Here is a 24,380-nt window from a genome sequence, read left to right on the forward strand (position 1 = left end):
ACGCCGAAGGACCAAAGGTTGCGGAACGGGACGATGATCAGAACATGTTTCCCGGCCGGCGCTCGGCAAGGCGGACGCATTCAGTCCTTTACGCTGCCGTGATCGATCCAGGTGGCCATGGAACGCCATTCGCCCTCTTTCACGAGCTTGCGCAGTTCGTCGGTCTGCAGTTCGATCCAGCTGCGCATCAGGGGTGTTTCGCGCTGGTCGTGCAATCGCGCGATCGAAACCGACGACCGTAGCGCCGGCCGCTCGATCGGCCAGCCGCTCAGACGGCCGCTCTCGACATCCCGCCATACCGCGGCATGCGCGATGATCGAGTAGCCGTCGCCGCGGCGGACCAGTTCCTTGGTCAGCATGACGCTGTCCGCTTCGAGAACCACGTCGAGCCGCACGCCGTTCTGTAGCGCGGCCTGCTGGATGAGCCGACGATTGCTGTGCGGCAGCGCCGGCAGAATCAACGGCAGATGTTCGAGATCGCGCAGGCGAACGGTTTCACGCTGTTCGTCCGGCGGACCCACGAGCATCATCGGCTCGGTGAACAGCGGCTGCACTTCGAAGGCTTCCAGCAGCGGCTGGTTGTAGGCGATCGCGACCTGCACGCTTCCGTCCAGCAACCATGCCTGGAGCGACGTGCTGAGTCCTTCGCGGACATGCAGGAGGGCGTTCGGCCACAGCGCGCGGAACCGGGCGATCAACTGCGGACCGATCATCTGCCCGATCGCGGGGGTAAGACCGATCGCGAGGTAGCCGCGCTCGGCGCTGTTTTCGTCGCGGACATGGTCGATCGTCTCGGCGGCGTTCTGGAGCATCAGTTCGGCACGGTCCAGCAAGCGTGCGCCGGCCTTCGTCAACGCGGCGCCGCGACCGTGCCGGACGAGTAGCGCAACCCCGAGTTCGGCCTCGAGCTTGGCGATCTGCCGACTGAGCGCCGGCTGCGCGATATGCAGTTCTTCGGCGGCCCGGCTGAAGCTGCCGGCGTGGACGATCGTCACGAAGGAACGCAATTCTCGGAGGTCCATGGACACCGAGTTATGCCCGTTCGGCATGGCGGTCCATAGAAAAACGGTTTTTGATCTAGGTGTCGACCGGGTTTAAGCCTGCTTCCAGCGCAGTGAGGCGGAAGACTTCATGCGATCAAGGTCAACCCTTCGGCCGCAACGCGCGGCATCGACAGGCGAACGCGTGACCGACCGGATGGAGAGGCGCATCGTGAAGCATCTTAAGAAGCTGCATATACAGGTGCTCATAGCACTTGTTCTGGCCGTGGCGCTGGGCCTTGCCGCCCCCGAATGGGGCACGGCGATGAAGCCGATCGGCCAGGCGTTCATCGCGCTGCTCAAGATGATGCTGGCGCCCATCATCTTCCTGACCCTGGTCCACGGGCTCACGCACGTCTCCGATATGCGCGCGCTGGGCCGGATGGGCATCAAGTCGCTCGTCTATTTCGAGGTCGTCAGCACGATCGCCATGGTTTTCGGGCTGGTCGCGGTCAATCTGTTCCAACCCGGCGTCGGCTTGCACGCCACCGATCTGGTGGAGCCTGCCGCCGCGGTCAGCGCGGGCAAGATCGCGCCGATCGACTTCTTCCTGAACATCATCCCGCATACGCTGGTCGATGCGTTCGCGAAGGGGGACATCCTGCAGGTCCTGCTGATCTCGCTGCTGGCGGGTATCGCGATCAACCGGGTGTGCGGTCCGGACTCGCTGACGGTGCGGGGCATCGACGAAGCGCAGAAGATCCTGTTCAAGATGCTCGGCTTCCTGATGAAGCTGGCACCGCTCGGCGCGTTCGGCGCGATGGCGGCCGCAGTCGGCAGCAACGGCGGCGAGACGCTGTTCTACCTGCTCAAGCTCATCGGCGTCTATTACTTCGCCTCCGCCGCGTTCGTCTTCGGCTTCCTCTGGTTCATCGCCTGGACGATCGGGCTGCCGTTCATCGCCATGCTCAACCTGATCCGCGAGGAGATCCTGCTCGTGTTCGGCACGGCATCGGGCGAGGTGGCCTTCCCGCGACTGCTGGAGAAGCTCAAGAAGAGCGGGTGCGACGACGTCGTCGTCGGGTTCGTGCTTCCGGCCGGCTACAGTTTCAACCTGGACGGCACGTCGATCTACATGGCGGTTGCGATCGGTTTCATCGCCCAGGCGACGGACACGCCGTTCAGCCTGTGGCAGCAGATCGGCCTGCTCGCGATCCTGGCGCTGACGTCGAAGGGCGGCACGACGGTCGCCGGCGGCGCCTTCATCAAGCTGGCCGCGACGCTCCAGTCCGTCCGGACGCTGCCGCTGGGTGGTCTGGGGCTGTTGTTCGGCATCGACCGGATCATGGCGACCGCCACGGCGCTCACCAACATCGTCGGCAACACGCTGGCCGTGTTCTTCATCGCCCGCTGGGAGAACGGCTTCGATCCCGAGGCCTTCGCCCGCGAGACCGGCCACATGCCCGGGCGCAGCCTGGTCCGCGGGCCGGCCAGGCCGATCGAGGACGTGCCGGTCCCCGTCATACCACTCGAAGCGAAGGGTCACGCATGACACGTCTTCCGCCCATCGATCCCGCGCAGCTGACCGACGCGCAACGCCCGATCTACGACGCGATCGCCACCGGCCCCCGCAAGGGCGTCCGCGGTCCGCTCGCCATCTGGCTGCACCGTCCCGAACTGGCGCAGGCCGCACAGGCGCTCGGCCGGTACTGCCGCTACGACAGCAGCGTGCCGCCGCGGCTGTCCGAGCTGACCATCCTGCTGATGGGCCGGCACTGGCTGGCCGAATATGAGTGGGCGGCGCACAAGCCGTTCGCGATCGAGGCCGGACTGTCGATCGAAGTGATCGATGCGATCCGCGACGGACGCGAACCCACCTTCGACCGCGAGGACGAGCGTCTGGTCTACCGGTTCGTTCGGCAGCTGCACGATGCCCGACAGGTCGATCAACCGCTCTACGACGATCTGAAGCGCACGATCGGCGAGCCGGCCATCGTCGATCTGGTCGGTATCGCCGGATATTACACGCTGATTTCCATGACCATCAAGGTGTTCGACGTGCCGCCGCCCGCCGGTATCGCGCCCGAACTGCCGACGTCGCTCGATTGAGGATCCCCGCATGACCGATACGCTCGTTCCCAACGACCGCCTGAAGGACAAGGTCGCCATCGTCACCGGTGCCGGTTGCGTCGGACCCGGCTGGGGCAATGGCCGTGCCGTCGCCGTGCTGTTCGCCCTGGCGGGCGCCCGCGTGTTCGCCGTCGATCGCGACCTGGACGCGATGGACGAGACGCTGCGCCGGATCCGCGATGCGGGCGGCGAGGTGACGCCCTTTGCCTGCGACGTGACCGACAGCGCGGCCGTCGCCGCGATGGTGGCGGCGTGCGTCGAAGCCTATGGCCGCGTCGACGTGCTGGTGAACAATGTCGGTGGATCGGCCGCGGGCGGTGCCGTGGCGCTGGCCGAGGATCGCTGGGACGCGCAGCTCGACCTGAACCTGAAGAGCGTGTTCCTGACCTGCAAGCACGCCATTCCCGAAATGGAGAAGGCGGGCGGCGGTGCGATCGTCAACACGGCGTCGACGTCCGGCATTCGCTTCACGGGTTCGGCGCAGGTCGGCTATGCGGCCAGCAAGGCCGGCGTGATCCAGTTCGGTCGCGTCACCGCGGTCGAATATGCGCCCAAGGGCATCCGCGTGAACACGGTCGTGCCCGGCCAGCTCCATACCCCGATGGTCGAGGCGCGGCTGGCCGGCCAGCGCAGCGGCGGCAATGTCGACGCGCTGCTCGACAGCCGGCTGAAGCGCATCCCGCTCGGCTTCATGGGCGACGGCCGCGACACGGCCTACGCCGCGCTGTTCCTGGCGAGCGAAGAAGCCCGCTTCGTCACCGGCACCGAGATCGTCGTCGATGGCGGCATGACCGCCCGGTGCGACTGATCCGATGACGCCACCACGCATCACCCGCCGTGCCGCGATGCGTGGCACCGCGCTCGCCGCGGCCGGCGGGCTGCTGGCGGCCTGCACCGATGCGACGACCCAGCGAGGACTATCGATGACGCCGATCAAGATGCCGACCGGGGCGTGGGATTGCCACACGCACATCTATGGGCCGTTCGACCGCTTCCCGCTGCCCAGCGACGCAGCCTATACGCCCGATGCGGCACCCTTCGTCGCCCTCCAGGCCGCGCACGCGGCGTTGGGTATCGAACACGGCGTGCTCGTGCAGGCGGCACCTTACGGGACCAACCATGCCGCGATCATCGAGGCGATCGCCGCCAGCGGCGGACGGTATCGCGGGATCGGCCTGATCGACGCGGCGACCACCGACGCACAGCTGCAGGCGCTGCACGACGGCGGCCTGCGCGGCATCCGCTTCAACCTGATGAGCCATCTGCCGGGCAGCCGCGATCCGGCGATGCTGCGCCGGATGGCGGAGCGCGTGCATGGCCTGGGGTGGCACGTGCTGGTCCACGGCGAGATGTCGGTGCTGGTGCCGGTACTGGAACAGTGGTCCACACTGGCGACGCCGCTGGTCATCGACCACATGGCGCGGCCGGACCTGACCAAAGCGGTCGATCAGGCACAGCTTGCCGCACTGGTGCGGCAGCTTCGTCATCCCGGCCGCTGGATCAAGCTGTCGGGCGTCGATCGCGCCATGCATGGTGCGCCGGCACCCTGGCCGCAGGCGGTGGCGCATACCCGCATGCTGCTGGCGGCGGCACCGGACCGCGCGATCTGGGGCACCGACTGGCCGCATCCCAACATCACCGGCCCGGTTCCGGACGAAGCCGCACTGCTCGGCTTCATCTTCGACGTCTGCGGCACGGACGACAGCGTCCGGCAGGTCCTGGTCGACAATCCGGCGAGGCTCTACGCATGAGGCACGTCGCATTCGACCCGGTGGGTTCGCCCGTCGTCCGGGTGCCGGACCCCGCGGTCCGTGTGCTCGACCCGCGGTTCGAGCATTACCGCCTGCCCCACGCCCGCGTCGAGCGGCTTGCCGGCGGGATGCGCTGGGCGGAGGGGCCGATCTGGATCGGCGACGGTCGCTACCTGCTGCTGACCGACCTGCCCGAGGACCGCATCCTGCGCTGGGACGAGACGACGGAGGCGCTGTCCGTCTTCCGCTATCCCGCAGGCCAGGCGAACGGCCTGACGCGGGATCGGCAGGGGCGGCTGATCGCGTGCGAACATGCCGGCCGCCGGGTGACGCGCACCGAATATGACGGCAGCATCACGGTGCTGGCTGAACGGTTCGGGGAACGGAGACTCAACTCGCCCAACGACGTGGTCGTGACGCGCGACGGCGCGGTCTGGTTCACCGACCCGCCCTTCGGGCTGGCGAGCGACTATATGGGACGGCGCGGCGCGGCGGTCCTCCCCGCCAATCTCTACCGGATCGATCCCGCGACCGGCGCGCTGCTGTGCGTCGCGGAGGATCTGGAGGGGCCGAACGGTCTGGCCTTCTCGCCCGACGAACGCACGCTCTACGTCGTGGAATCGCGCGCGCGACCGCGCCGGATCGTCGCCTATGCGGTCGGTGCGGATGCGACACTGTCCGACCGCCGCGTCGTGATCGATGCGGGGGAGGGCACGCCCGACGGACTGCGGATCGATGCCGACGGCAATCTGTGGTGCGGCTGGGGGTCCGGCACGCCCGAGCTGGACGGCGTCCGCGTGTTCCATCCGGACGGTACCGCGATCGGCCACATCCACCTGCCCGAACGCTGCGCCAACCTCTGCTTCGGCGGGGCGTGCGGCAACCGGCTGTTCATGGCGGCGACCGGGTCACTCTACGCACTCTACGTCAACACAAGCGGAGCCGCAGAGCTTCGAGGAGAGGAATGATGGAAGCAATGACGAAACTCGCCTGCCTGGCGGCGGCGGCTGCCGCGCTGGGCAGCCCGGCCGCCGCATCGGCGGAGGTGATCGACGTGGTCGCCACCGGTGCGCTGCAGGGCGCGATGCGGACGATCAAGCCCGCCTATGAGAAGAAGACCGGCAATGTCCTGCGCATCGCCTGGGGGCCGTCCTTCGGTCCTTCGCCGGAATCGATCCCGAGCCGGCTGAAGGCCCGCGAACCGATGGACATTACCATCGGCACCGAGGAAACGGTCGAGACCCTGTCGGCGAACGGCTTTTTCGATCTGCCGTCCCGCCGCCCGGTCGCGGAATCGCGGATCGGCGTCGGCGTGCCGGCGGGCAAGCCGAAGCCGGATATCCGGACGGTCGCCGCCGTCCGGCAGGCACTGCTGAAGGCCGGCCGGATCGCCTATTCGCAGGGTGCCAGCGGTGTCTTCATCGGCGGAACGCTGCTGCCCAGGCTCGGGATCGCCGAGGCCGTGAAGGGCAAGACGGTCATTGCCGAGGGCAAGGAGCTGGTCGGCACCCTGCTGGCGCGGGGCGAGGCCGATATCGGCATGCAGCAGGTCAGCGAGCTCCGGGTGACGCCCGGGGTCGACTATGTCGGACCGCTGCCGGACGAGATCCAGAAGGTCAGCCGGTTCACCGCGGTTCTGGCCGCGAAGCCGATCCACGGCGCGGCCGCGCGATCGTTCCTGGCCTACCTCGCCAGCGCGGAGGCCCGGCCACTGTTGACGGCGAGCGGGCTCGAACCCGTCGCCTTCGCCCGCAAATAACGAAAAACACAGGAGAGAAACCATGAACAGCATGACCCGTCACCTCATCGCGCCCATCGCCATCGCCACGATGGCCGTCGCAGCGCCGGCATATGCGCAGCCGCTCGGTCACGAACTGGTGCGCTACGACAATGTCCAGATCGACGTCACGACGCAGGGCAAGGGACCGGTGATCGTGATGCTGCCTTCGCTCGGCCGTTCCGGCCGGGATTACGACAAGGTCGCAGCACGGCTCCAGAAGTCCGGTTTCCGCGTGTTGCGGCCCGAACCGCGCGGCATCGGCCGCAGCAAGGGACCGATGGAAAAGCTGTCGATCCATGATTTCGCGCGCGACGTCGCAGCGGTGGTCGATCACGAGAAGGCCGGGCCGGTCGTCGTCGTCGGTCATGCCTGGGGCAATTTCCCGGCCCGCCAGCTTGCGACCGACCGCCCGGATCTGGTCCGCGGCGTCGTGCTCGTCGCCGCGTCGGCTGGCAAGGTGCCGCCGGGGTCGGGCGAGAAGCCGATCAATGCGGAAATGCGCGAGGCAATCGACGGTCCGAGCCACACCGAATTGCCCGAGGCCAAGCGGCTGGAATATCTGCGCAAGGCGTTCTTCGCCCCCGGCAACGACCCGCGCGTGTGGCTCGGCGGCTGGCACAAGGAGACGCATGACGCGCAAGGCTATGCCCGCAACAACACGCCGGTGGACGACTATTTCGCGGCCGGCACCGCGCCGATCCTCGACCTGCAGGCGGAGAAGGACACTGTCGCGCCGCGGCGCTTCTCGGGCGTGCTGAAGAGCATGCTGGGCGACCGCGTGACCGTACAGGTCATTCCCAACGCCGGCCATGCGATGGCACCGGAGCAGCCGGTCGCGATGGCCGACGCGATCGCCGCGTTCGCCCGCAAGGTCTACGCCAAGTAGGATCCTTCCCGCCGCCCCCTGACGACAGGGGGCGGCCGGTCATTTGAAGGTATCGGTCATGACCGACTATCGCACCCTCAGGCGGGCGGCGATCGCGCTGCCGCTCGTCCTCCTGCCGTCCGTCGCGTGGGGGCAGGCGGCCGACGCCACGGCGGCCCGGCCCGCCGCGCAGATGGACCTCGAAACGCTCGTCCGGGCGCAGGCCGCGCGGATCGAGGGGCTGGAGGAACGCCTGCGCCTGCTGGAGGTGGCGGGTCGGGCCGATCCGGCGCAGGCCGTCGCGTCTGCGGCACCGGCGACCGGCGTCGCGAAGACGGCGCCCGCGGCGACGACGGACACCGCCGCGGGCAAGCCCCCGGCGACCGGGCGTATCCTGCGTTTCGCAAACGCCGAGGCCGCGCCACCGGCGGCGGACCCGAGCAAGACGGGAGTGAAATTCGTGAACGGCCTGCCACGTCTCGCGTCGGCGGACGGACGCAGCTGGTTCCGCCCGCGCGGCCGGCTGTTCTTCGACGCGTCGGCAACCGGCGGGTCCGACCAGGGGCGCAACGTCAGCGGCACCAGCCTCAGTTCGGCCCGCCTGGGGTTCGAGGGTGCGGTGGGCGACATGTCCTGGGCGCTGGAAGGCGATTTCGCGCGGAACCGCGTCGTCTGGAAATCGGCGTTCGTGACCTTCCGCCATCCGCTGTTCGGCCTCGACGCCGAAACGAGCCTGGGCAACCGGTTCAACGACCGTACGATGGACGGATCGGCGGGGGTCGGGGCGGCGCAGTTCCGCAATTTCAACGTGGTGGCCGGCGCGATCCTGCCGCAGCGCGGTTATTGGGGCGTCGGCGTGCAGGAACGCGTCTTCGGATCGAACTGGCATGCCTCGTTGCAGGCGACCGGCGAGGATCCGAACAATATCGGCGACAACAATGACGGCTTCACGGTGCTGAGCCGGGTGCACTGGAACCCGGTGAAGTCGAAGACGGCGACGCTCCATCTGGGCGCCTGGGGCTTTCGCGAGGGGCTGCCCGCGGGCGCGACCGGCGTGGTGCGCAATACGGCGCTGGCCGGCGATTTCAACACGCTCGTCCGGCTGTTGCCCGGAACGCCCGGATCGGTCCGCAGCGACGTCGGCTACGGCGTGGAACTCGCCTTCGTATCCGGCCGCTTCTGGACGCAGAACGAATGGGGCCGCCGCGTCCTGTACCGCGACGCCGGCAATCTGCACCACTCCGCCTACAGCATCGATGCGGGGCTGTTCCTGTTCGGCGGCAGGCCGCCCTACGACGCCCGGCGCGGCGTGTGGGGCCGCACGATCGTCGACCGGCCGGTGACCGAGGGCGGGCCGGGCGTGCTGTCGATCCAGGCGCGCTACGAGAATGTCGACTATAGCGACCTGCCGCTCGGCGGTCAGGGCCGGTCCCTTACGCTCGGCACGAACTGGTATCTGAACGGCATCACCCGCATCATGCTGGACCTGACCCAGTGGGAACTGGACAACCGCGCCGGCACCAACCCCGGCAAGGACGACGGGCAGACGGTCAACGCCCGTTTCCAGTTGCAGTTCTGACCCGCCGTCGCGCCGGGTGCCGAGGCACATCCGGACCTTCTATCGACCGAGCATTGGAGAGGCCATGAGCCGCAAGATTTTCGAAACGCCTGCCGCCGCCCTGGACGGGCTGCTGTTCGACGGCATGACGATCATGTCGGGCGGGTTCGGCCTGTCGGGCAACCCGGAAAGTCTGATCCCGGAGATCCGCGCGAGCGGGGTGACCGGATTGACGGTGGTATCCAACAATGCCGGGGCGGACGGGTTCGGCCTGTGGATGCTGCTGGAAAGCCGGCAGGTCACCAAGATGATCTCCAGCTATGTCGGGGAGAACAAGCTGTTCGAACAGCAATATCTGAGCGGTGAACTGGCGCTGGAACTGACGCCGCAGGGGACGCTGGCCGAGCGGATCCGCGCGGGCGGGGCCGGCATTCCGGCGTTCTTCACCAAGACCGGCGTCGGCACCGTCGTGGCTGAGGGCAAGCCCGTCGAGACGTTCGACGGCGAGGACTATGTGCGCGAGACGTGGCTGCGCGCCGACCTGTCGATCGTGAAGGCATGGCGGGCGGACCCGGCGGGCAACCTGATGTTCCGCAAGACCGCGCGCAACTTCAATCCCAACATGGCGACCGCCGGCAAGGTGACGGTCGTCGAAGTGGAGGAGATCGTGCCCGCGGGCACGTTCGACCCCGACTGCATCCACACGCCGGGCATCTATGTCGATCGGATCGTGCTGAGCACCGTCAACGAGAAGCGGATCGAGAAATTGACGATCCGCCAGAGGGAGACCGTCTGATGGCCTGGACGCGTGAACAGATGGCCGCGCGTGCGGCCGCCGAACTGCAGGATGGCTACTACGTCAATCTGGGGATCGGCATCCCGACGCTGGTCGCCAATCATATTCCGGCGGGCATCGACGTCACGCTGCAGTCCGAAAACGGGATGCTCGGCATGGGGCCCTTTCCGTTCGAGGGCGAGGCGGATCCCGACCTGATCAACGCCGGAAAGCAGACGATCACCGCGCTGCCGACGTCGAGCTTCTTTTCGTCCGCCGACAGCTTCGCCATGATCCGGGGCGGGCATATCGACCTCACCGTGCTGGGCGCGATGGAAGTGTCGGCCGCCGGCGACATCGCCAACTGGACGATCCCGGGCAAGATGGTGAAGGGCATGGGCGGTGCCATGGACCTGGTGGCCGGCGTCAAGCGCGTGGTCGTCGTGATGGACCATGTCAGCAAGTCCGGCGCGCCCAAGATCCTGCCCGAATGCAGCCTGCCGCTGACCGGAAAGGCCTGCGTCGACCTGGTCGTGACCGACCTTTGCGTGATGGCCTGCGAGAAGCCGGGCCTGCGGCTGATCGAATGCGCGCCGGGCGTCACCATCGACGAGATACGCGCGAAGACCGGAGCCCCCTTCACCGTGACACAGGAGCCAGCCGCATGAGCGACGCCTTTATCTGCGATGCCATTCGCACCCCGATCGGCCGCCTGAACGGCGCCCTGTCCAGCATCCGTGCCGACGACCTTGCCGCCATTCCGATCCGCGCGCTGATGACGCGCAACGCGCATGTCGACTGGCAGGCGGTCGACGACGCGATCCTGGGCTGCGCCAACCAGGCGGGCGAGGACAACCGCAACGTCGCCCGCATGGCGGTGCTGCTGGCCGGCCTGCCCGAGGATGTTCCCGGCACGACGGTCAACCGGCTGTGCGGATCGGGCCTCGATGCGGTCGGATCGGCGGCGCGCGCCATCCGATCCGGCGATGCCGATCTGATGATCGCCGGCGGCGTCGAGAGCATGACTCGCGCGCCATATGTGATGGGCAAGTCCGTCAGCGCGTTCGGCCGGGCGCAGACGCTGGAGGACACGACGCTGGGCTGGCGGTTCGTCAACCCGGCGATGCAGGCGGCCTATGGCGTCGATTCGATGCCGCAGACCGCGGAGAACGTCGCCGACAAATGGCGTGTGAGCCGCGAGGATCAGGATGCGTTCGCCCTCGCGAGCCAGCAGAAGGCCGCCGCGGCGCAGGCGAACGGCCGGTTCGCGGCCGAGATCGTCCCGGTCAGCGTTCCGCAGCGCAAGGGCGACCCCGTACTGTTCGACCGCGACGAGCATCCGCGCGAGACGAGCCTGGAGGCGCTGGCCAAGCTGCGCCCCGTCGTCCGGCCCGACGGCACGGTCACCGCCGGCAACGCATCGGGTCTGAACGACGGTGCCGCCGCCATGCTGGTGGCGTCCGAGGCGGCGGCGGTCGAACATGGCCTGACGCCGCGCGCGCGGATCGTCGGCATGGCGGCGGCCGGGGTCGCGCCGCGGGTCATGGGGGTGGGGCCGATCGATGCGGCGCGCCGCCTGATCGCGCGCACCGGGATCGGCATGGACGCGATCGACGTGATCGAGCTGAACGAGGCGTTTGCGAGCCAGGCGATCGCCACGTTGCGCGACCTTGGCGTCGATCCGGCGGACCCGCGCGTCAACCGCAACGGCGGCGGGATCGCGCTGGGCCATCCGCTCGGCATGTCGGGTGCGCGGATCACGATGTCCGCGGTCGAGGAACTGCAACGGACGCAGGGGCGATATGCGCTCGCCTTCATGTGCATCGGCGTCGGGCAGGGCATCGCGCTGCTGCTGGAGCGCGTGTGACGTCTCGTCCGCCGCGAAACCGGCGGAATGCGGGGAAACGGCGAACAAAACCGTTCGAGTTTTGTCAGAACGACAGGAGAGTATTGCCATGAAAATCATGCCCATCATCGCGACGTGCATGGTCGCGATCATGTCCGCCCAGCCATCGGCGGCGGCCGGGGCGGCCGGGGCGGCCGGGGCGGCCGACGTGGCGCGGACGATCGTTCGCAAGGGCGCGGTCCAGATCGAGGTTCTGGAGCAGGGTGCCGGACGCGCGATCGTCATCCTGCCCTCGCTGGGGCGGTCGGCGGAGGATTATGACAGCGTCGCCCGCTATCTCGCGGCGGACGGCTACCGGGTCATCCGGCCCGAACCGCGCGGTATCAAGGCCAGCAAGGGGCCGATGACGGGCCTGACGCTGCATGACTTCGCGGCGGACGTCGCGATGGTCATGGACGATCGGAAGACCGGCCCCGCGATCATCGTGGGGCATGCCTGGGGCAGCCAGCCGGCGCGCATGCTGGCCGTCGACCGGCCCGATCTGGTGCGCGGCATCGTGATGGCGGCGGCATCGGTCGGCAAGGTTCCGCCCGGATCGACCGAGAAACCCTATGGCCGGCTTCGCGAAGCCATCGACGGTTCGGGCAATATGGCGCTGCCGCGCGAACAGCGGCTGACCTATCTGCGGCAGGCGTTCTTCGCACCGGGCAACGATCCGCGACCATGGCTGACCGGCTGGTATCATGCGACGCACGATGCACAGGCGCACGCCCGCATCATCACGCCGATCGACAGCTATTATTCCGGTGGAAAGACGGTGCCGATCCTCGACCTGCAGGGTGAACATGACGCGGTGGTCGTCAAGAACGTCCTCCAGGCACTGATCCCCGACCGCGTCGAGACGCGGGTGATCGCCGGCAGCGGCCATGCCATGGCGCCGGAGAAACCCCGCGAAATGGCCGAGGCGATCGCCGCCTTTGCCAAACGGGTCTATGCACGCGCGCGTTGACGCCGGCCCGGTCCTGTGGCCGGATCGTGGGGCGGGGTCGCGCCGGACGGCACGACCCCATTCTGGAAGAGGAAAGTTCGGATCATGAGGATGTTGTTGCCGGTGGCTGCGTTTGCCGCGTTCGCCGTCGCCAGTCCGGCACAGGCGCAGGAACTGGGCGACAGGCCGGTCCGCATCACCCTTCCCGGCATCGGTTTCACGCGGTCGCTGAACGGTGCCGCGGACAACGCCGTTTCGTCTGGCGGGGCGCTGACCCTGCGGAGCGACGCCAAGCGCGACAATTTCCGCGATCCGGACGGCAAGCTGTCGAACAATACGGCACCCGTCCTGCTGGCCGGAGTCGACAACCGCCGGCCGTTCACGCTGACCGCCCGGCTGACGCCGCAGTTCAACGCTACCTATGATGCGGGAACGCTGTATGTCTGGGTCCGCGACGATCTCTGGTTGAAGCTGGCGATGGAACGGGACGAGCGGGGCAAGACCCGGATCGTCTCCGTCCGGACCGATGGCACGTCGGACGACAACAACCATGACGTCGTGACGGCGAAATCGGTCATGATGAAGATCTCGTCGGATACCAAGACGGTCGGGCTCTATTACTCGATCGATGGCCGGAGCTGGCAACTCGTCCGGTTGTTCAAGAACGGCTATCCCGACAAGATCTGGCTGGGCATCAGCACGCAGTCGCCGCTGGGGAAGGGCACGACTACGAAATTCGAGGCCCTGTCGCTGACGCAGAAGAGCATCGCGGACTTCAGACTGGGGCAGTGATCGTTCGGCGGGGCGGAAGCGCACGCGCCCAGCGGCCGCCCCCCGCGTCAGTCCGCGGAGCCGGGCGGTATCGGCCGGACCATGTAGCGCGCGGCGTCGCCGTAGGCGGCGACCTTGCCCGCCAGGTCCGGCTGATCGTCCTCGGCGAAACCCATCCCGTGCCAGAAACGCGCGGCGCCCTCGACCGCGATCAGTTCGGCGGACGTCATGCCGTGCCGGGACGCCAGCGCCATGACATGGTCGACGAGCCGACGGGCCAGACCCGTGCCCCGCGCGAACCCGGCGACGGCCAGGTCATGGATGAAGAGCGTTCCGTCCGTCGCGACGTTCGGGTCCAGTGTCGTGCCGATCGCGGGCGGCGACCGGGTGACCCAGGAATGCGCCAGGACATAGCCGGCCAGCCGCCCGGACTGCACGGCGGCGAGCGAATGGTTGGGTGAGAATGCGATGCGACTGGCGAACGCCGCATCGTCCTCGATCAGGAACGAGGGGTAGCTCGCCGTCTGGATCACCAGCGCCGCCGCGATGTCGGTGTCGGCCAGTGGCCGTATCTCGATCGTCATACCGAACGCTATGGGATCGACCGGCGGAGGGCAACGCGTCTTCCCGCTCGAACCCGGATCATGGATAAGCGATCCTGGGGCCGCCCGCGATCAGGGGTGGATCCAGAACCGGATGACCTGCGCGACCAGCCCCACGGCCAGCACGCTGAGCAGCCAGATCGCCGCCATCCAGCCGAGGCGTTTCCACAGCGGGCGGGGTTGGAGATCGGCCATCAATGATATCCTTCCACACCGGCCTTGCCGCGAAAGACCCAGTAGGCCCAACCCGTATAGCCGAGGATCAACGGTATGATGACGACGGTGCCGACCAGCATGAACATCTGGCTCTTTCCCGGTGCCGCGGCCTGCCAGATCGTGACCGCGCGCGGGACGACATAGGGAAACATGCTGATCCCCAGACCGACGAACCCGAGCGCGAACAACAGGAGCGTGATGAGAAACGGCAAACGCTCGCTGCCGCGCTTCAGGCTCCAGAAGAATCCGGCCGCGGCGAGGACCACCAGAAGCGGCACCTGCGCCGTCAGCAGCACGCCGGGCATTTCGAACCAGCGATGCCAGTAGTCGAAGGACAGGAACGGCGTCGCCGCGCTGACCGCGGCCATCGCCATGAACGTCGCGATGCCGAGCCAGAAGGAAAGCCGGCGCGCGTGCTGCTGCGCCTGCCCGTCGGTCTTGCCGATCAGCCAGCTGGCACCGAGCAGGGCATAGCCGATCAGCAGCGACACGCCGGTCAGCACGCTGAACGGTGTGAGCCAGTCCAGCCAGCCGCCGGCATAGGCCCGGTTCTCGACATGGATGCCCTGTAGCACCGCGCCCAGCAGCATACCCTGCGCCAAAGTGGCGACGACCGATCCGAGCGTGAACGCCGCATCCCACAAGGCGCGGTGGCGGGGATCGCGCCAGCGATATTCGAACGCGACGCCCCGGAAGACGAGGCCGAGCAGCATCGCGATGACCAGCGGGTAGGTGGCCGGCAGGATGATGGCATAGGCCAGCGGGAACGCCGCCATCAGGCCGCCGCCGCCCAGCACAAGCCAGGTCTCGTTGCCGTCCCAGACGGGCGCGATCGAGTTCATGGCCTGATCGCGCTCGTCGCCGACCGCGAAGCTAGGGAACAGGATGCCGATGCCCAGATCGAAGCCGTCCATCACGACATAGGCGAAGATCGCGAAGGCGAGGATGAACGCCCAGATCGTGGCGAGGTCATAGTTGTAGTGCATGGTTCCTACTCCCCCACGACCGACGCGGCCGGCGTGATGCCGCTGGCGCGTTGCGGAATGTTCGCCGGTTCGCTCTCATGCGCTTCGGGCGCATGGCTCATCAGCCGCAGCAGATAGTAGGTGCCGGCGCCGAACACCGCGAAATAGACCACGACGAAGGCGGCGAGCGACGTTGCGACGGCGGAGGCCGCCAGCGGCGAGTGCGACTGGGAGGTGAGGAGATAGCCGTACACCGTATAGGGTTGCCGACCGACCTCGGTGGTCACCCAGCCGGCGATGACGGCGACGAACCCGGACGGGCCGAGCAGCAGCGCCGTGCGGTGGAGCAGCGGCCAGTCGTACAGACGCTTGCGATAGCGCGCCCACAGCCCGAACACACCGAGGCCGAGCATGGCCATACCCAGTGCCACCATCAGCCGGAACGACCAGAAGACGATCGCCACCGGCGGCCATTTGTCGCGCGGGAAATCCTTGAGACCGGGCAGCGGCGCGGTCGGATCATGCTTGAGGATCAACGAGCCGAGACGCGGCAGTTCCACCTTGTAGTGGACCTTCGCGTCCTTCTGGCTCGGGATGCCGAACAGGATCAGCGGCGCGCCGTTCGGGCTGGCGTCGAAATCGCCCTCCATCGCCAGCAGTTTGGCGGGTTGATGCTCGAGCGTGTTCAGCCCCTGCGTATCGCCCGCCGCGATCTGAAGCGGGGCCGCGATCACGACCATCCACATGGCCATCGAGAACATCTTGCGGGCGCCGGGATTCTGCCGATCGCGCAGCAGGTGCCAAGCGCCGACCGCGGCCACGACCAGCGAGGTCGTCAGATAGGCGGCGAGCACGACATGCGTCAGGCGATAGGGGAAGCTGGGATTGAAGATGATCGGCAGCCACGACCCCGCCGGCACGAACTGACCCTGCGCGTTGATCGCGAAGCCGGCGGGCGTGTGCATCCAGCTGTTGGTGCTGATGATCCAGGTCGCCGAGATGAAGGTGCCGAGCGCCACCATGCAGGTCGCAAAGAAGTGCAGTCCCTTGCCGACCTTGCTGATCCCGAACAGCATCACGCCGAGGAACCCGGCTTCGAGGAAGAAGGCGGTCAGCACCTCATAGGCCATCAGGGGGCCGATCACCGGTCCTGCCTTGTCGGAGAAGACCGACCAGTTGGTGCCGAACTGATAGGACATGACGATGCCCGACACGACGCCCATGCCGAACGCGACGGCGAAGATCTTCAGCCAGTAGCGGTAGAGATTGGCGTACACCCCCCTGCCGGTCTTCAGCCACAGACCCTCCAGCACCATCAGGTAGCTGGCCAGCCCGATCGAGAAGCTGGGGAAGATGAAGTGGAACGACACGGTGAACGCGAACTGCGCGCGGGCCAGGACGAGTGCGTCGAGATGATCGAACATGGGCAGCCTCGGATCAGGAAAAGTCGACCCGTCCGCTGGACCCCGTCGACATATTGCATGGCATGTTGGCTCCATACATTCGACGCAAAGGCCATGCAATATGTTTCGTATGCTGCGGATCAGACGATCGGGGCGTTCCGCCGTGCGTCCTGAACCACCAGCGCATCGAGCAGCCGCAATGTCCGGCCAAGCCGTTCGCGCGAGAGGCCGCCGCCGATCGACACCCGCAAGGCGGGGGCGGCATCGCGGCCGACCGCAAAGGCGTCGGACGGAACCACCGACAGCCCGGCCGGACGCAGCGCGTTGACGATGTCGGCGGGCGACGCGCTGTCGGCCAGCGGCATCCAGAGATGATAGCCGTCCGGCTGGGCGGAGAAGGGCACGTCGGCCAGGATGACCGCGGCCAGCTGCTGGCGGGCGATCGATTCTTCGCGCACCTCGGCAACGAGCCGTTCGAAGCTGCCGTCGCGCAGCCACAGCGTCGTCAGCGCGGCATTGAGCGGTGGCGCCATGATGGCGGTTTCGTGAATGTCGGAGGCCAGCCGCCAGGCCTGGCGGACCGACGGCGCGCGCAGCCAGGCGACCCGCAGGCCCGGAGATATGATCTTCGACATGGTGGCGACGTGCCAGGTGTGGTCGGGCGCGAAGCAGGCGAGCGACGGCAGCGGTTCGGCCGCCAGTTGACCATATGCGTCGTCCTCGATGATCGTGAGGCCATGTTTGACGGCGATCGCGGCGATGGCGCGTCTGCGGGCCAGTCCCATGGTCGCCGTCGTCGGATTGTCGTTGTCCGGCACGATGTAGAGCGCCTTCGCACCGGCCTGCGCCGCGGTTTCGAGCGCGTCCGGGAGGATCCCCTCCGCGTCCGTGCGCACGGGTTTCAGGATGAGGGCGTAGCGCCGGGCAAGGCCGATGAAGCCGGGATAGACATAGGCGGGCGTGCAGATCACGTCGCCCGGTTGCAGCGCGGCGCTGACGATGGCGTGGAGGGCGTTCTGGCTGCCGCTGGTGATCAGCACCATCTCGTCGGATGCCTCCATGCCGCGTGCCCGCAACGCGGCGGCGGCGGCGGCACGGTCGGCCGGTGCCCCGCCGCTCGGCTGATATTGCATCGCGCCGATCCCGCCCGGGCGATCGAGCAGGGCCGTGACGCCGGCGGCGTAGGACGGCGCGAACGATCCACCCGCAGGCTCCGGCGGAAGGTTCATGCCCGTGTCGAGCCGCAGTTCCTCCGGGGCGTCCGGCGTTGTCGCTCCCCGTTCGCTGACGAAGCTTCCACGCCGACCGCCACCCTCCATCAGGCCGCGACGGCGCACGTCGTTATAGGCCTTCGTCACGGTCGTCAGGTCGATGCCCAGCCGTTCCGCCAGCACGCGTTGCGGCGGGAGGCGGTCGCCGGGGCGCAACACGCCGCGTTCGATGTCCCGGACGAGCGCGCCGGCAATGGCGACATATTTAGGGCCGGTGCCCTCGGCAAGATCCGGCATCCAGTCGTGCATGGTGAAACCTTGACAATGCATGGTATTGTAGGCCATACATAATGAAACAATATACTTCAAGTCGTCGGGTGAGTCGTACGGCGATAGCGTGGGTCGGAGCAAGGGCAATGACGGAACTGCAGAACATCGAAGTCGATGCGTGGCCTCATCTGGACCCGATGAGGACCGGGCTGCGCGGCCGGTGTCCGCGGTGCGGCAAGGGCAGCCTGTTCAGCGGTTTTCTGGCGCTGCGTCGTGACTGTCCCTGCTGTGGGCTCGACTACGCCTTCGCCGATCCGGCGGACGGCCCGGCCTTCATGGTGATCTGCTTCGGTTGCGTCCCCGCGCTGATCGTGGCGCTGTCGATCCAGATCGCCTTCGACCCGCCGGCCTGGGTTCATCTGCTGACCAGCCTGCCCTTCATGCTGCTGACCTGCCTGGCGCCGCTGCGGCCGTTGAAGGGGTGGTTCACCTGCGTCCAGTATCGCCACAAGGCGCGCGAAGGGCGGCTGTCGGGTGTCTGGCATCCGTACGGACCCGACAAGCCGGGGGTCGAGCAACCCGCGCATCCATGGTGACGCCCGATGGATGATCTTGCCAAGGCACGCGTCGTGGCCGGGCGGCACCTGGCCGATCGCGGATATGACGCGGAAGCCCGGATCGTCCTGGCAGGGGACGGCGACGATTTCGCCGAAGTCCGGATCGCGTTGCAGATCATCGGGCGGCAGGCCGAACGCACCCTGCGGCTGGAAGCGGCGCTGGCCGTCTATGCGGCACCGGCCTTCTGGGACGATGACGGCAGCGGCGCGACCGACGCCGCGCACGATGCGGGCAGCGTGGCACGCCATGCCCTGGCGGGGACGAACCCGCCGACCCAATCCTACGACTAACCCCGGGACACCGTCATGGACACTTTTGCGCATTTCGAACGGCTGCTGGCCGAGACCCGGCTGGACGGACGCTATCGCACCTTCGTCGAACTCGAACGGATCGTCGGGTCATTTCCGAAAGCGCGCTGGCGTGGACCGAACGGCGTGTCGAAACCGGTGACCGTGTGGTGCAGTAACGACTATCTGGGCATGGGACAGGACCCGGCGGTGCTGAGCGCGATGCACGAGGCGATCGCGACGAACGGGGCGGGTGCCGGCGGCACGCGCAACATTTCCGGCACAAACCGCCACCATGTCGCGCTGGAGACCGAACTCGCCGACCTGCACGGCAAGGAGGCCGCCCTGCTCTTCACGTCCGGCTGGATATCGAACCTCGCCAGCCTGGGAACCCTTGGACGGCTGCTACCGGGCTGCGCGATATTTTCGGATGCGCTGAACCACAATTCGATGATCGAGGGCATACGCCGTTCGGGTGCGGAGCGTTTCATCTTCGCGCATAACGACCTTGCCGACCTGGAGGTCAAGCTGCGGTCCGTCGATCCGGACCGTCCCAAGATCATCGCCTTCGAGAGCGTCTACTCGATGGACGGCGACATCGCGCCGATCGCGGCGATCTGCGACCTGGCGGACCGCTACGGCGCGCTGACCTATCTGGACGAGGTGCATGCGGTCGGCATGTACGGACCGACGGGGGGCGGGATCGCGCAGCGCGACGGGGTTGCCGACCGCGTCACCATCATCGAAGGCACGCTTGCCAAGGCGTTCGGGGTGATGGGGGGGTATGTCGCGGGGCCGGCGTTGCTGATCGACGTCATCCGCAGCTTTGCCGACAGTTTCATCTTCACGACGTCGCTCTGTCCGCATCTGGCGGCGGGCGCCCTCGCGGCCGTGCGGAACCTCAGAACGGATGCCGGCCTGCGCGTGCGCCAGCAGGCCAATGCCGACAGGCTGAAGACCCGGCTGCGGGAAGCCGGGTTCCGGCTCGGCGCGACGGAAAGTCATATCGTGCCGGTCCTGATCGGGGACGCGCATCTCTGCCGACAGACAAGCGCCCTGCTGCTCGATCGTCACGCCATCTACGTCCAGCCTATCAACTATCCGACGGTGGCGGTCGGACAGGAGCGGCTGCGGATCACGCCGACGCCGGCGCATGGGGACGCCGATATCGACGCGCTGGTCGCAGCGCTGGTCGATGCACGGCGCGAACTGGGCTGGGATGCCGCCGACTTGCGCGCTGCGGCCTGACGATGACGAACGCGTGCCAACCGAACGATGTCGACGGTCACGACCTTATTCGCGCTGCCGCCGGGCTGACGCGCGACCTGAACCGTGCCAATCCTGTCATCTTCTGGACCGACCTGCTTGCCTCGGTGCTGCTTGGCTACGGCGCGCTCGCGCTGGCCTGCATGACCGGCGGGTCGGTCCGGCTGGTGGCCGGGGCGGTGGCGGTGCTGGCGCTCTACCGTGCCGAAAGCTTCATCCATGAGCTGACCCATCTGAAGCCGACCACCGTGCGCGGTTTTCGGACGGCGTGGAATGTCCTTGTCGGCATTCCGATGATGGTGCCGTCCTTCCTTTATGAAGGCGTGCACAATCTCCATCATGCGCGGACCCGCTATGGGACCGCGCAGGACCCGGAATATCTCCCCCTGGCCGGCATGTCGCGGTGGGCGTTGCCGCCATTCGTGCTACTGTCGCTCCTCACGCCGCTGCTGCTGCTCGTGCGCTTCGCCGTGCTGGCGCCGCTGTCGCTGTATGCCGCACCGGTGCGGAGGATCGTGGTCGAACGGTGGTCGGCGCTCACCATCAATCCCGCCTTTCGCAGGCGGCCGCCGGACGGGGCCTTTCGTCGCCGCTGGCTGATCCAGGAGTCTGCGACAAGCCTGTGGGCGATCGCGACAGTCGGGCTGACGATCGCAGGCTGGATACCGGTCCGGGTGGCGCTGACCTGCCTCGCCACCGTTTCGGTGATCGCCTGCCTGAACCAGGTGCGAACCCTGGCCGCGCATCTTTGGGAAGGGGATGGAACGCCGTTCGACGTGACGGCGCAATATCTCGACAGCGTCAACGTGCCGCCACCGGCGCTTCTGCCGATGCTGTGGGCGCCGGTGGGGCTGCGCTATCATGCACTCCACCACCTGCTGCCGGGCATTCCCTATCATGCACTCGGCGAGGCGCATCGCAGACTGTCCGCCTCCCTGCCGACCGGGTCGCCCTATGCGGGCGGTAACCACAGGAGTCTGCCGGCGTTGCTGACCCGCTTGTGGCAGGCAGATCGCGCCGTCGGGCGTCCACCGCCGACATAAGGCCTGGTCATGGGCGCCGCACCTCCGTCTGCTGCCGTATGCGAACCGGATCGATCCGGAGCGGGGGTGGTGGCCGCGACGCCGGTCCATTGGAGGGGGCGTGGCTTGCGCGGATGCCGTCCGCCGGTTGTCGCCCGCCGGTTGTCGCCCGGTCGTGATCGGATCGGGCGACTAACGCAAAGTCGCCTCGCCGTCATCGGGCCGCCGTCGCCTCTATCTCGACCAGAAACTGCGGTGCCGCCAATGCCGCCACCTGAACGGTGGACCGTGCAACGGTGTTGGGGTTCTCCGCGGTGCCGAAATAGAGTTTGAAGGCATCGTTCATCCCGGCAAGATCCATTTTTCCACCCAGTTGGGGATCACCGGCCACGAACACCGTCAGTTTGATGACGTCCGCCATGCGAAATTCCTGCCCGCCAGCAGTCCCCTGATCTTTTCGAACACACTGATCGTTTGGGTCCGGGTGTCGCCGAACTGCGCGATCGTCGGCGGCGTGCCGGCCGGCGGCGGGGGGCCGATCGGTGCCGCCAGTTGCCCGGACAGATACAGCATCTTCGCGCCGGCGGGGACGGTCACCCCCTGCAGGATGAGGCCCGGCGGGGTCGCGGCATGACGGACGATCGCCGGCGCCGCAAATGCGATGTCCGACCAGGTCGCCAGACCAAGGCCCATGCCGATGACCGCCCCGGTCACCGACAGCCGGCCGCCAGCAGCAAACCGGCCGCGCAAGACGGAGCCTGCGCGCCGGCCAAGGGATCCGGAATGTGAAGTCGAGGCGTGCATGATGATAGCTTCCATTGATGCCCTGCGAGCCGAACATCGGCGGTTGGGGCAATGCGTACCCGAATATGATGTTCGGCGGGGTTGCCATGCCGACATCGAACGCCTGGACTATTCCGCCAAAGCAGCTTCGAGGTTGCGCCGTGCGTTGTCGCCGTCCCGCCGGAAACCGGGTTGGTTCAGCTTCACGGACCAGACATAGTCCTGCTTCGGCCCGACATTGTCGATATGGCACTGCGCGCATTGGGCACGGCCCCGCGCGGGCGAGACCTTCTGGTAGGGCGGGGCCTGATGCCCGAAGCTGAAATATGCCCAACCTCCCGGTTCCCCGGGATAGCGTGCGTTGTCCTTCAGCATCACGCCGATCCCCGTGCGTTCCCGGGGGAAGATGACCGTGCTGGCCCCGAGCTTGCACGTGAACGCCGGCGGGCCGCTGCAGTCCTTGGGGTCGGTGTTGGTCGTGCTGAACTCCTTGACCATCAATGACCCTTCCGGCCACTTCCCCGTCCTCATGAAGACCCGGTAGCTGTTCGGCTCCACATAGACGCTGTGCAGCTCGGGCGTCTTCGTCACGGTGCCGTCGAGGATCGTGGTCGTGATGGCCTCCCACGACGTGTAGGCGTGAACCCAGTTGCGATATCCCTTGGGAAGCGCGGCCTGACCCTGCTCGTTGAATATCAGTTGCACCCCCGGCGCCGGCAGACCGGGGGCGGCGGATCGCGTCTCGTCGCCGGCCGCGGACGTGCAGCCCGCGATCAGTGCGGTCGCGGCCATCAGGAAAATGTGGGGCGTAAGGCGGGCCATAGATCCTCCCAGGATCGTATCGATGGACAGGGTTCCATCTCATTGTTCGTCGGGCAGTCGGGAAAGGTTACAACCCGCCGGCCCCGGTTCCTGCGCGGTCGACGGATCACCAGCGCAGGAACCGGCGCGCCACGGGCATTCCCCCGACGGTTGTCAGGCCGATGCCGACCAAGAACCAGGCCAGGCCGAAGGGGGGGGGAGCCCTCATCACAGCCGAACGCATAGAGGCATGCGCCCACACCGCCCGCCGTCAGGATCGCTGCTGCAGTCCCGGGCCGCGAGCAAAGCCGGCACCGACGCGCTGGCACGACAGTAATTTGACGGTCGGCCGCAAAGCGAAGTCGCCACGACCATGATCGCTTGCTACCATGCGGGCATGGAAATGCATCAGGTTCGATATTTTCTATCGATGGTCAGGTTGCTCAACTTCACGCGCGCGGCGGATGAGTGCAACGTCACCCAACCATCGCTTACGCGTGCCATCCAGAAACTGGAGGACGAGCTTGGTGGAGCACTTTTCCGTCGCGAGCGCAGTCGCACCCACCTGACCGACCTGGGGCGCCTCATGCTGCCGCATCTCGAGCGGACGTTCGAGGCGGCGGAAGCGGCCAAGCAGCTTGCGAAGAATGTGGGAAAGGCGGTCGTGGCGCCGCTGGTGCTGGGGGTCGATGCGAGCCTAGCAACCGACACGCTGGATACGATCCTGGCGGAACTCGGCAAGGGCCTGCCCGGGTTCGCGCTCACATTGACGACGGGGACGTCCGCGATGCTGCTCGAAGCGGCGCTGAACGGCGACCTGGACCTGCTGATCGTCGAGTTGCCGGATGCGGCTCCGGATCGTCTCGAACGCTGGCCGTTGTTCAGCCACGGCTATTACATGGTCGTCCGGGCGGACCATCCATTGGCGATGCGGCCGCCGACATCGCTCCTTGCGGCGCGCGACGAGGCCTGGATCGATCATGATGGCGGGAACTGCGCCCGCCTGCGGACGGCCGCCGCGGTGCTCGGCTTCGAACCCGTCGTCCGGCACCGGGCGAGCGATCCGGCGGACGTGAAGCGCCTGGTCGTCGCGGGCCTCGGCAGTGCGTTCATGCCCCGGCCGCGTGACGACAAACGGCTGCGCACGATCCGTTTTCCGGACGCCGATGTGACCGGCGAGGTTGTGCTGGGTGCGGTGGCGGGGCGGAAGCGGGGCATTGCCGCCGACGCTTTCGTGCGCGCGTCGCGTGCACGAAGCTGGTCCGCCGCGTCCGCGGAATAGCGGGATCGCCAGCGGGGCCACCGCAGACCCGGACGGTGGACCGGGGTCGGATCCGGACAAGTGTGCCGCCGTTTCACGTCATGTTGCGCACGGCCGGATGGTGCCGGACCTCGCCGCGCACGACAGGCCGGTGCTGCCGAACCGGGTTGGCCCGCGCCGGGAATATCGCCGCGTGTAACCAAGCGACCCCCATGTTCGAACATGCTGTGA

27 protein-coding genes are annotated in these 24,380 nt (G+C 67.4%); 18 read left to right on the forward strand and 9 right to left on the reverse strand.

Going from position 1 to position 24,380, the window contains the following annotated elements:
• Positions 1-80: 80 nt before the first annotated feature.
• Positions 81-1,022 (reverse strand): LysR family transcriptional regulator, encoded by a 942-nt coding sequence (locus tag BKY59_RS09265; protein ID WP_076070886.1) that lies wholly within the window; start codon positions 1,020-1,022, stop codon positions 81-83.
• A 163-nt stretch (positions 1,023-1,185) separates the two neighbouring features.
• Here BKY59_RS09265 and BKY59_RS09270 point away from each other — a divergent pair, with 163 nt between their 5' ends.
• From BKY59_RS09270 to BKY59_RS09330, 13 genes are all read left to right on the forward strand, one after another.
• The gene (locus BKY59_RS09270) at positions 1,186-2,532 is read left to right on the forward strand and encodes a cation:dicarboxylate symporter family transporter (RefSeq protein WP_240500045.1); all 1,347 of its coding nucleotides are present in this window, start codon (positions 1,186-1,188) and stop codon (positions 2,530-2,532) included.
• Complete coding sequence (locus BKY59_RS09275) at positions 2,529-3,089, forward strand: carboxymuconolactone decarboxylase family protein (RefSeq protein ID WP_076070888.1); 561 nt, start codon at positions 2,529-2,531, stop codon at positions 3,087-3,089. Before BKY59_RS09270 ends, BKY59_RS09275 begins: the two co-directional genes overlap by 4 nt.
• A 10-nt stretch (positions 3,090-3,099) precedes the next feature.
• On the forward strand, positions 3,100-3,918 hold the full coding sequence (locus tag BKY59_RS09280; RefSeq protein WP_076070890.1) for an SDR family NAD(P)-dependent oxidoreductase: 819 nt from the start codon (positions 3,100-3,102) through the stop codon (positions 3,916-3,918).
• 4 nt (positions 3,919-3,922) lie between these two features.
• Positions 3,923-4,861 (forward strand): amidohydrolase family protein, encoded by a 939-nt coding sequence (locus tag BKY59_RS09285; protein WP_206362043.1) that lies wholly within the window; start codon positions 3,923-3,925, stop codon positions 4,859-4,861.
• Positions 4,858-5,829 (forward strand): SMP-30/gluconolactonase/LRE family protein, encoded by a 972-nt coding sequence (locus BKY59_RS09290; protein WP_076070892.1) that lies wholly within the window; start codon positions 4,858-4,860, stop codon positions 5,827-5,829. The genes BKY59_RS09285 and BKY59_RS09290 overlap by 4 nt, the downstream gene beginning before the upstream one ends.
• The gene (locus BKY59_RS09295) at positions 5,826-6,620 is read left to right on the forward strand and encodes a substrate-binding domain-containing protein (RefSeq protein WP_076070893.1); all 795 of its coding nucleotides are present in this window, start codon (positions 5,826-5,828) and stop codon (positions 6,618-6,620) included. The genes BKY59_RS09290 and BKY59_RS09295 overlap by 4 nt, the downstream gene beginning before the upstream one ends.
• Before the next feature lie 22 nt (positions 6,621-6,642).
• Positions 6,643-7,527, forward strand: a complete 885-nt coding sequence (locus BKY59_RS09300) for an alpha/beta fold hydrolase (RefSeq protein ID WP_076070896.1) — start codon at positions 6,643-6,645, stop codon at positions 7,525-7,527.
• Positions 7,528-7,585: 58 nt separating this feature from the next.
• Positions 7,586-9,085, forward strand: coding sequence for an OprO/OprP family phosphate-selective porin (locus tag BKY59_RS09305; RefSeq protein ID WP_076070898.1), 1,500 nt, complete (start codon positions 7,586-7,588; stop codon positions 9,083-9,085).
• 64 nt (positions 9,086-9,149) lie between these two features.
• Positions 9,150-9,860 carry a CoA transferase subunit A gene (locus BKY59_RS09310; protein WP_076070900.1) on the forward strand — a complete coding sequence of 237 codons (711 nt, stop codon included), beginning with the start codon at positions 9,150-9,152 and terminating at the stop codon, positions 9,858-9,860.
• On the forward strand, positions 9,860-10,507 hold the full coding sequence (locus tag BKY59_RS09315; protein ID WP_076070902.1) for a 3-oxoacid CoA-transferase subunit B: 648 nt from the start codon (positions 9,860-9,862) through the stop codon (positions 10,505-10,507). Before BKY59_RS09310 ends, BKY59_RS09315 begins: the two co-directional genes overlap by 1 nt.
• On the forward strand, positions 10,504-11,706 hold the full coding sequence (pcaF, locus tag BKY59_RS09320) for a 3-oxoadipyl-CoA thiolase (RefSeq protein ID WP_076070904.1): 1,203 nt from the start codon (positions 10,504-10,506) through the stop codon (positions 11,704-11,706). The genes BKY59_RS09315 and pcaF overlap by 4 nt, the downstream gene beginning before the upstream one ends.
• 88 nt (positions 11,707-11,794) lie before the next feature.
• Complete coding sequence (locus tag BKY59_RS09325) at positions 11,795-12,694, forward strand: alpha/beta fold hydrolase (protein WP_083672020.1); 900 nt, start codon at positions 11,795-11,797, stop codon at positions 12,692-12,694.
• 84 nt (positions 12,695-12,778) lie between these two features.
• Positions 12,779-13,465: a DUF1349 domain-containing protein gene (locus BKY59_RS09330; protein ID WP_076070906.1), complete on the forward strand. Its 687-nt coding sequence runs from the start codon at positions 12,779-12,781 to the stop codon at positions 13,463-13,465.
• A gap of 47 nt (positions 13,466-13,512) precedes the next feature.
• Here BKY59_RS09330 and BKY59_RS09335 read toward each other — a convergent pair whose 3' ends face one another.
• From BKY59_RS09335 to BKY59_RS09355, 5 genes are all read right to left on the reverse strand, one after another.
• A complete protein-coding gene (locus BKY59_RS09335; RefSeq protein WP_076070908.1) occupies positions 13,513-14,028 on the reverse strand; it encodes a GNAT family N-acetyltransferase in 516 nt (171 codons plus the stop codon).
• A 90-nt stretch (positions 14,029-14,118) separates the two neighbouring features.
• Positions 14,119-14,241 (reverse strand): DUF2474 domain-containing protein, encoded by a 123-nt coding sequence (locus tag BKY59_RS09340; RefSeq protein ID WP_076070909.1) that lies wholly within the window; start codon positions 14,239-14,241, stop codon positions 14,119-14,121.
• Positions 14,241-15,248 (reverse strand): cytochrome d ubiquinol oxidase subunit II, encoded by a 1,008-nt coding sequence (cydB, locus tag BKY59_RS09345; protein WP_076070911.1) that lies wholly within the window; start codon positions 15,246-15,248, stop codon positions 14,241-14,243. The genes BKY59_RS09340 and cydB overlap by 1 nt, the downstream gene beginning before the upstream one ends.
• 5 nt (positions 15,249-15,253) lie before the next feature.
• Positions 15,254-16,651, reverse strand: a complete 1,398-nt coding sequence (locus BKY59_RS09350) for a cytochrome ubiquinol oxidase subunit I (RefSeq protein WP_076070913.1) — start codon at positions 16,649-16,651, stop codon at positions 15,254-15,256.
• Between the two features lie 119 nt (positions 16,652-16,770).
• The gene (locus tag BKY59_RS09355; RefSeq protein ID WP_076071010.1) at positions 16,771-18,150 is read right to left on the reverse strand and encodes an aminotransferase-like domain-containing protein; all 1,380 of its coding nucleotides are present in this window, start codon (positions 18,148-18,150) and stop codon (positions 16,771-16,773) included.
• A gap of 107 nt (positions 18,151-18,257) precedes the next feature.
• Here BKY59_RS09355 and BKY59_RS09360 point away from each other — a divergent pair, with 107 nt between their 5' ends.
• From BKY59_RS09360 to BKY59_RS09375, 4 genes are read left to right on the forward strand one after another with little or no spacing between them, the layout of a single operon-like run.
• On the forward strand, positions 18,258-18,707 hold the full coding sequence (locus BKY59_RS09360; protein WP_076070915.1) for a DUF983 domain-containing protein: 450 nt from the start codon (positions 18,258-18,260) through the stop codon (positions 18,705-18,707).
• Positions 18,708-18,713: 6 nt separating this feature from the next.
• The gene (locus tag BKY59_RS09365; RefSeq protein WP_076070917.1) at positions 18,714-19,019 is read left to right on the forward strand and encodes a hypothetical protein; all 306 of its coding nucleotides are present in this window, start codon (positions 18,714-18,716) and stop codon (positions 19,017-19,019) included.
• Positions 19,020-19,034: 15 nt separating this feature from the next.
• Positions 19,035-20,264, forward strand: coding sequence for a 5-aminolevulinate synthase (hemA, locus tag BKY59_RS09370; RefSeq protein ID WP_076070919.1), 1,230 nt, complete (start codon positions 19,035-19,037; stop codon positions 20,262-20,264).
• A 2-nt stretch (positions 20,265-20,266) separates the two neighbouring features.
• On the forward strand, positions 20,267-21,325 hold the full coding sequence (locus tag BKY59_RS09375) for a fatty acid desaturase family protein (protein ID WP_076070921.1): 1,059 nt from the start codon (positions 20,267-20,269) through the stop codon (positions 21,323-21,325).
• Between the two features lie 193 nt (positions 21,326-21,518).
• Here BKY59_RS09375 and BKY59_RS18090 read toward each other — a convergent pair whose 3' ends face one another.
• The 3 genes from BKY59_RS18090 to BKY59_RS09385 form a co-directional block, all read right to left on the reverse strand.
• The gene (locus BKY59_RS18090) at positions 21,519-21,725 is read right to left on the reverse strand and encodes a Rid family hydrolase (RefSeq protein WP_240500046.1); all 207 of its coding nucleotides are present in this window, start codon (positions 21,723-21,725) and stop codon (positions 21,519-21,521) included.
• Positions 21,704-22,054 (reverse strand): RidA family protein, encoded by a 351-nt coding sequence (locus tag BKY59_RS18095; protein WP_240500047.1) that lies wholly within the window; start codon positions 22,052-22,054, stop codon positions 21,704-21,706. Before BKY59_RS18095 ends, BKY59_RS18090 begins: the two co-directional genes overlap by 22 nt.
• A 162-nt stretch (positions 22,055-22,216) precedes the next feature.
• Positions 22,217-22,879: a cytochrome P460 family protein gene (locus BKY59_RS09385; RefSeq protein WP_206362044.1), complete on the reverse strand. Its 663-nt coding sequence runs from the start codon at positions 22,877-22,879 to the stop codon at positions 22,217-22,219.
• A 412-nt stretch (positions 22,880-23,291) separates the two neighbouring features.
• On the opposite strand from BKY59_RS09385, the gene BKY59_RS09390 reads away from it, so the two are divergent.
• Positions 23,292-24,170, forward strand: a complete 879-nt coding sequence (locus BKY59_RS09390) for a LysR family transcriptional regulator (protein WP_276205501.1) — start codon at positions 23,292-23,294, stop codon at positions 24,168-24,170.
• Positions 24,171-24,380 lie beyond the last annotated feature (210 nt).

It is taken from the genome of Sphingomonas montana, assembly GCF_001956315.1.
GTDB classification, from domain to species: Bacteria; Pseudomonadota; Alphaproteobacteria; order Sphingomonadales; family Sphingomonadaceae; genus Sphingomonas_R; species Sphingomonas_R montana.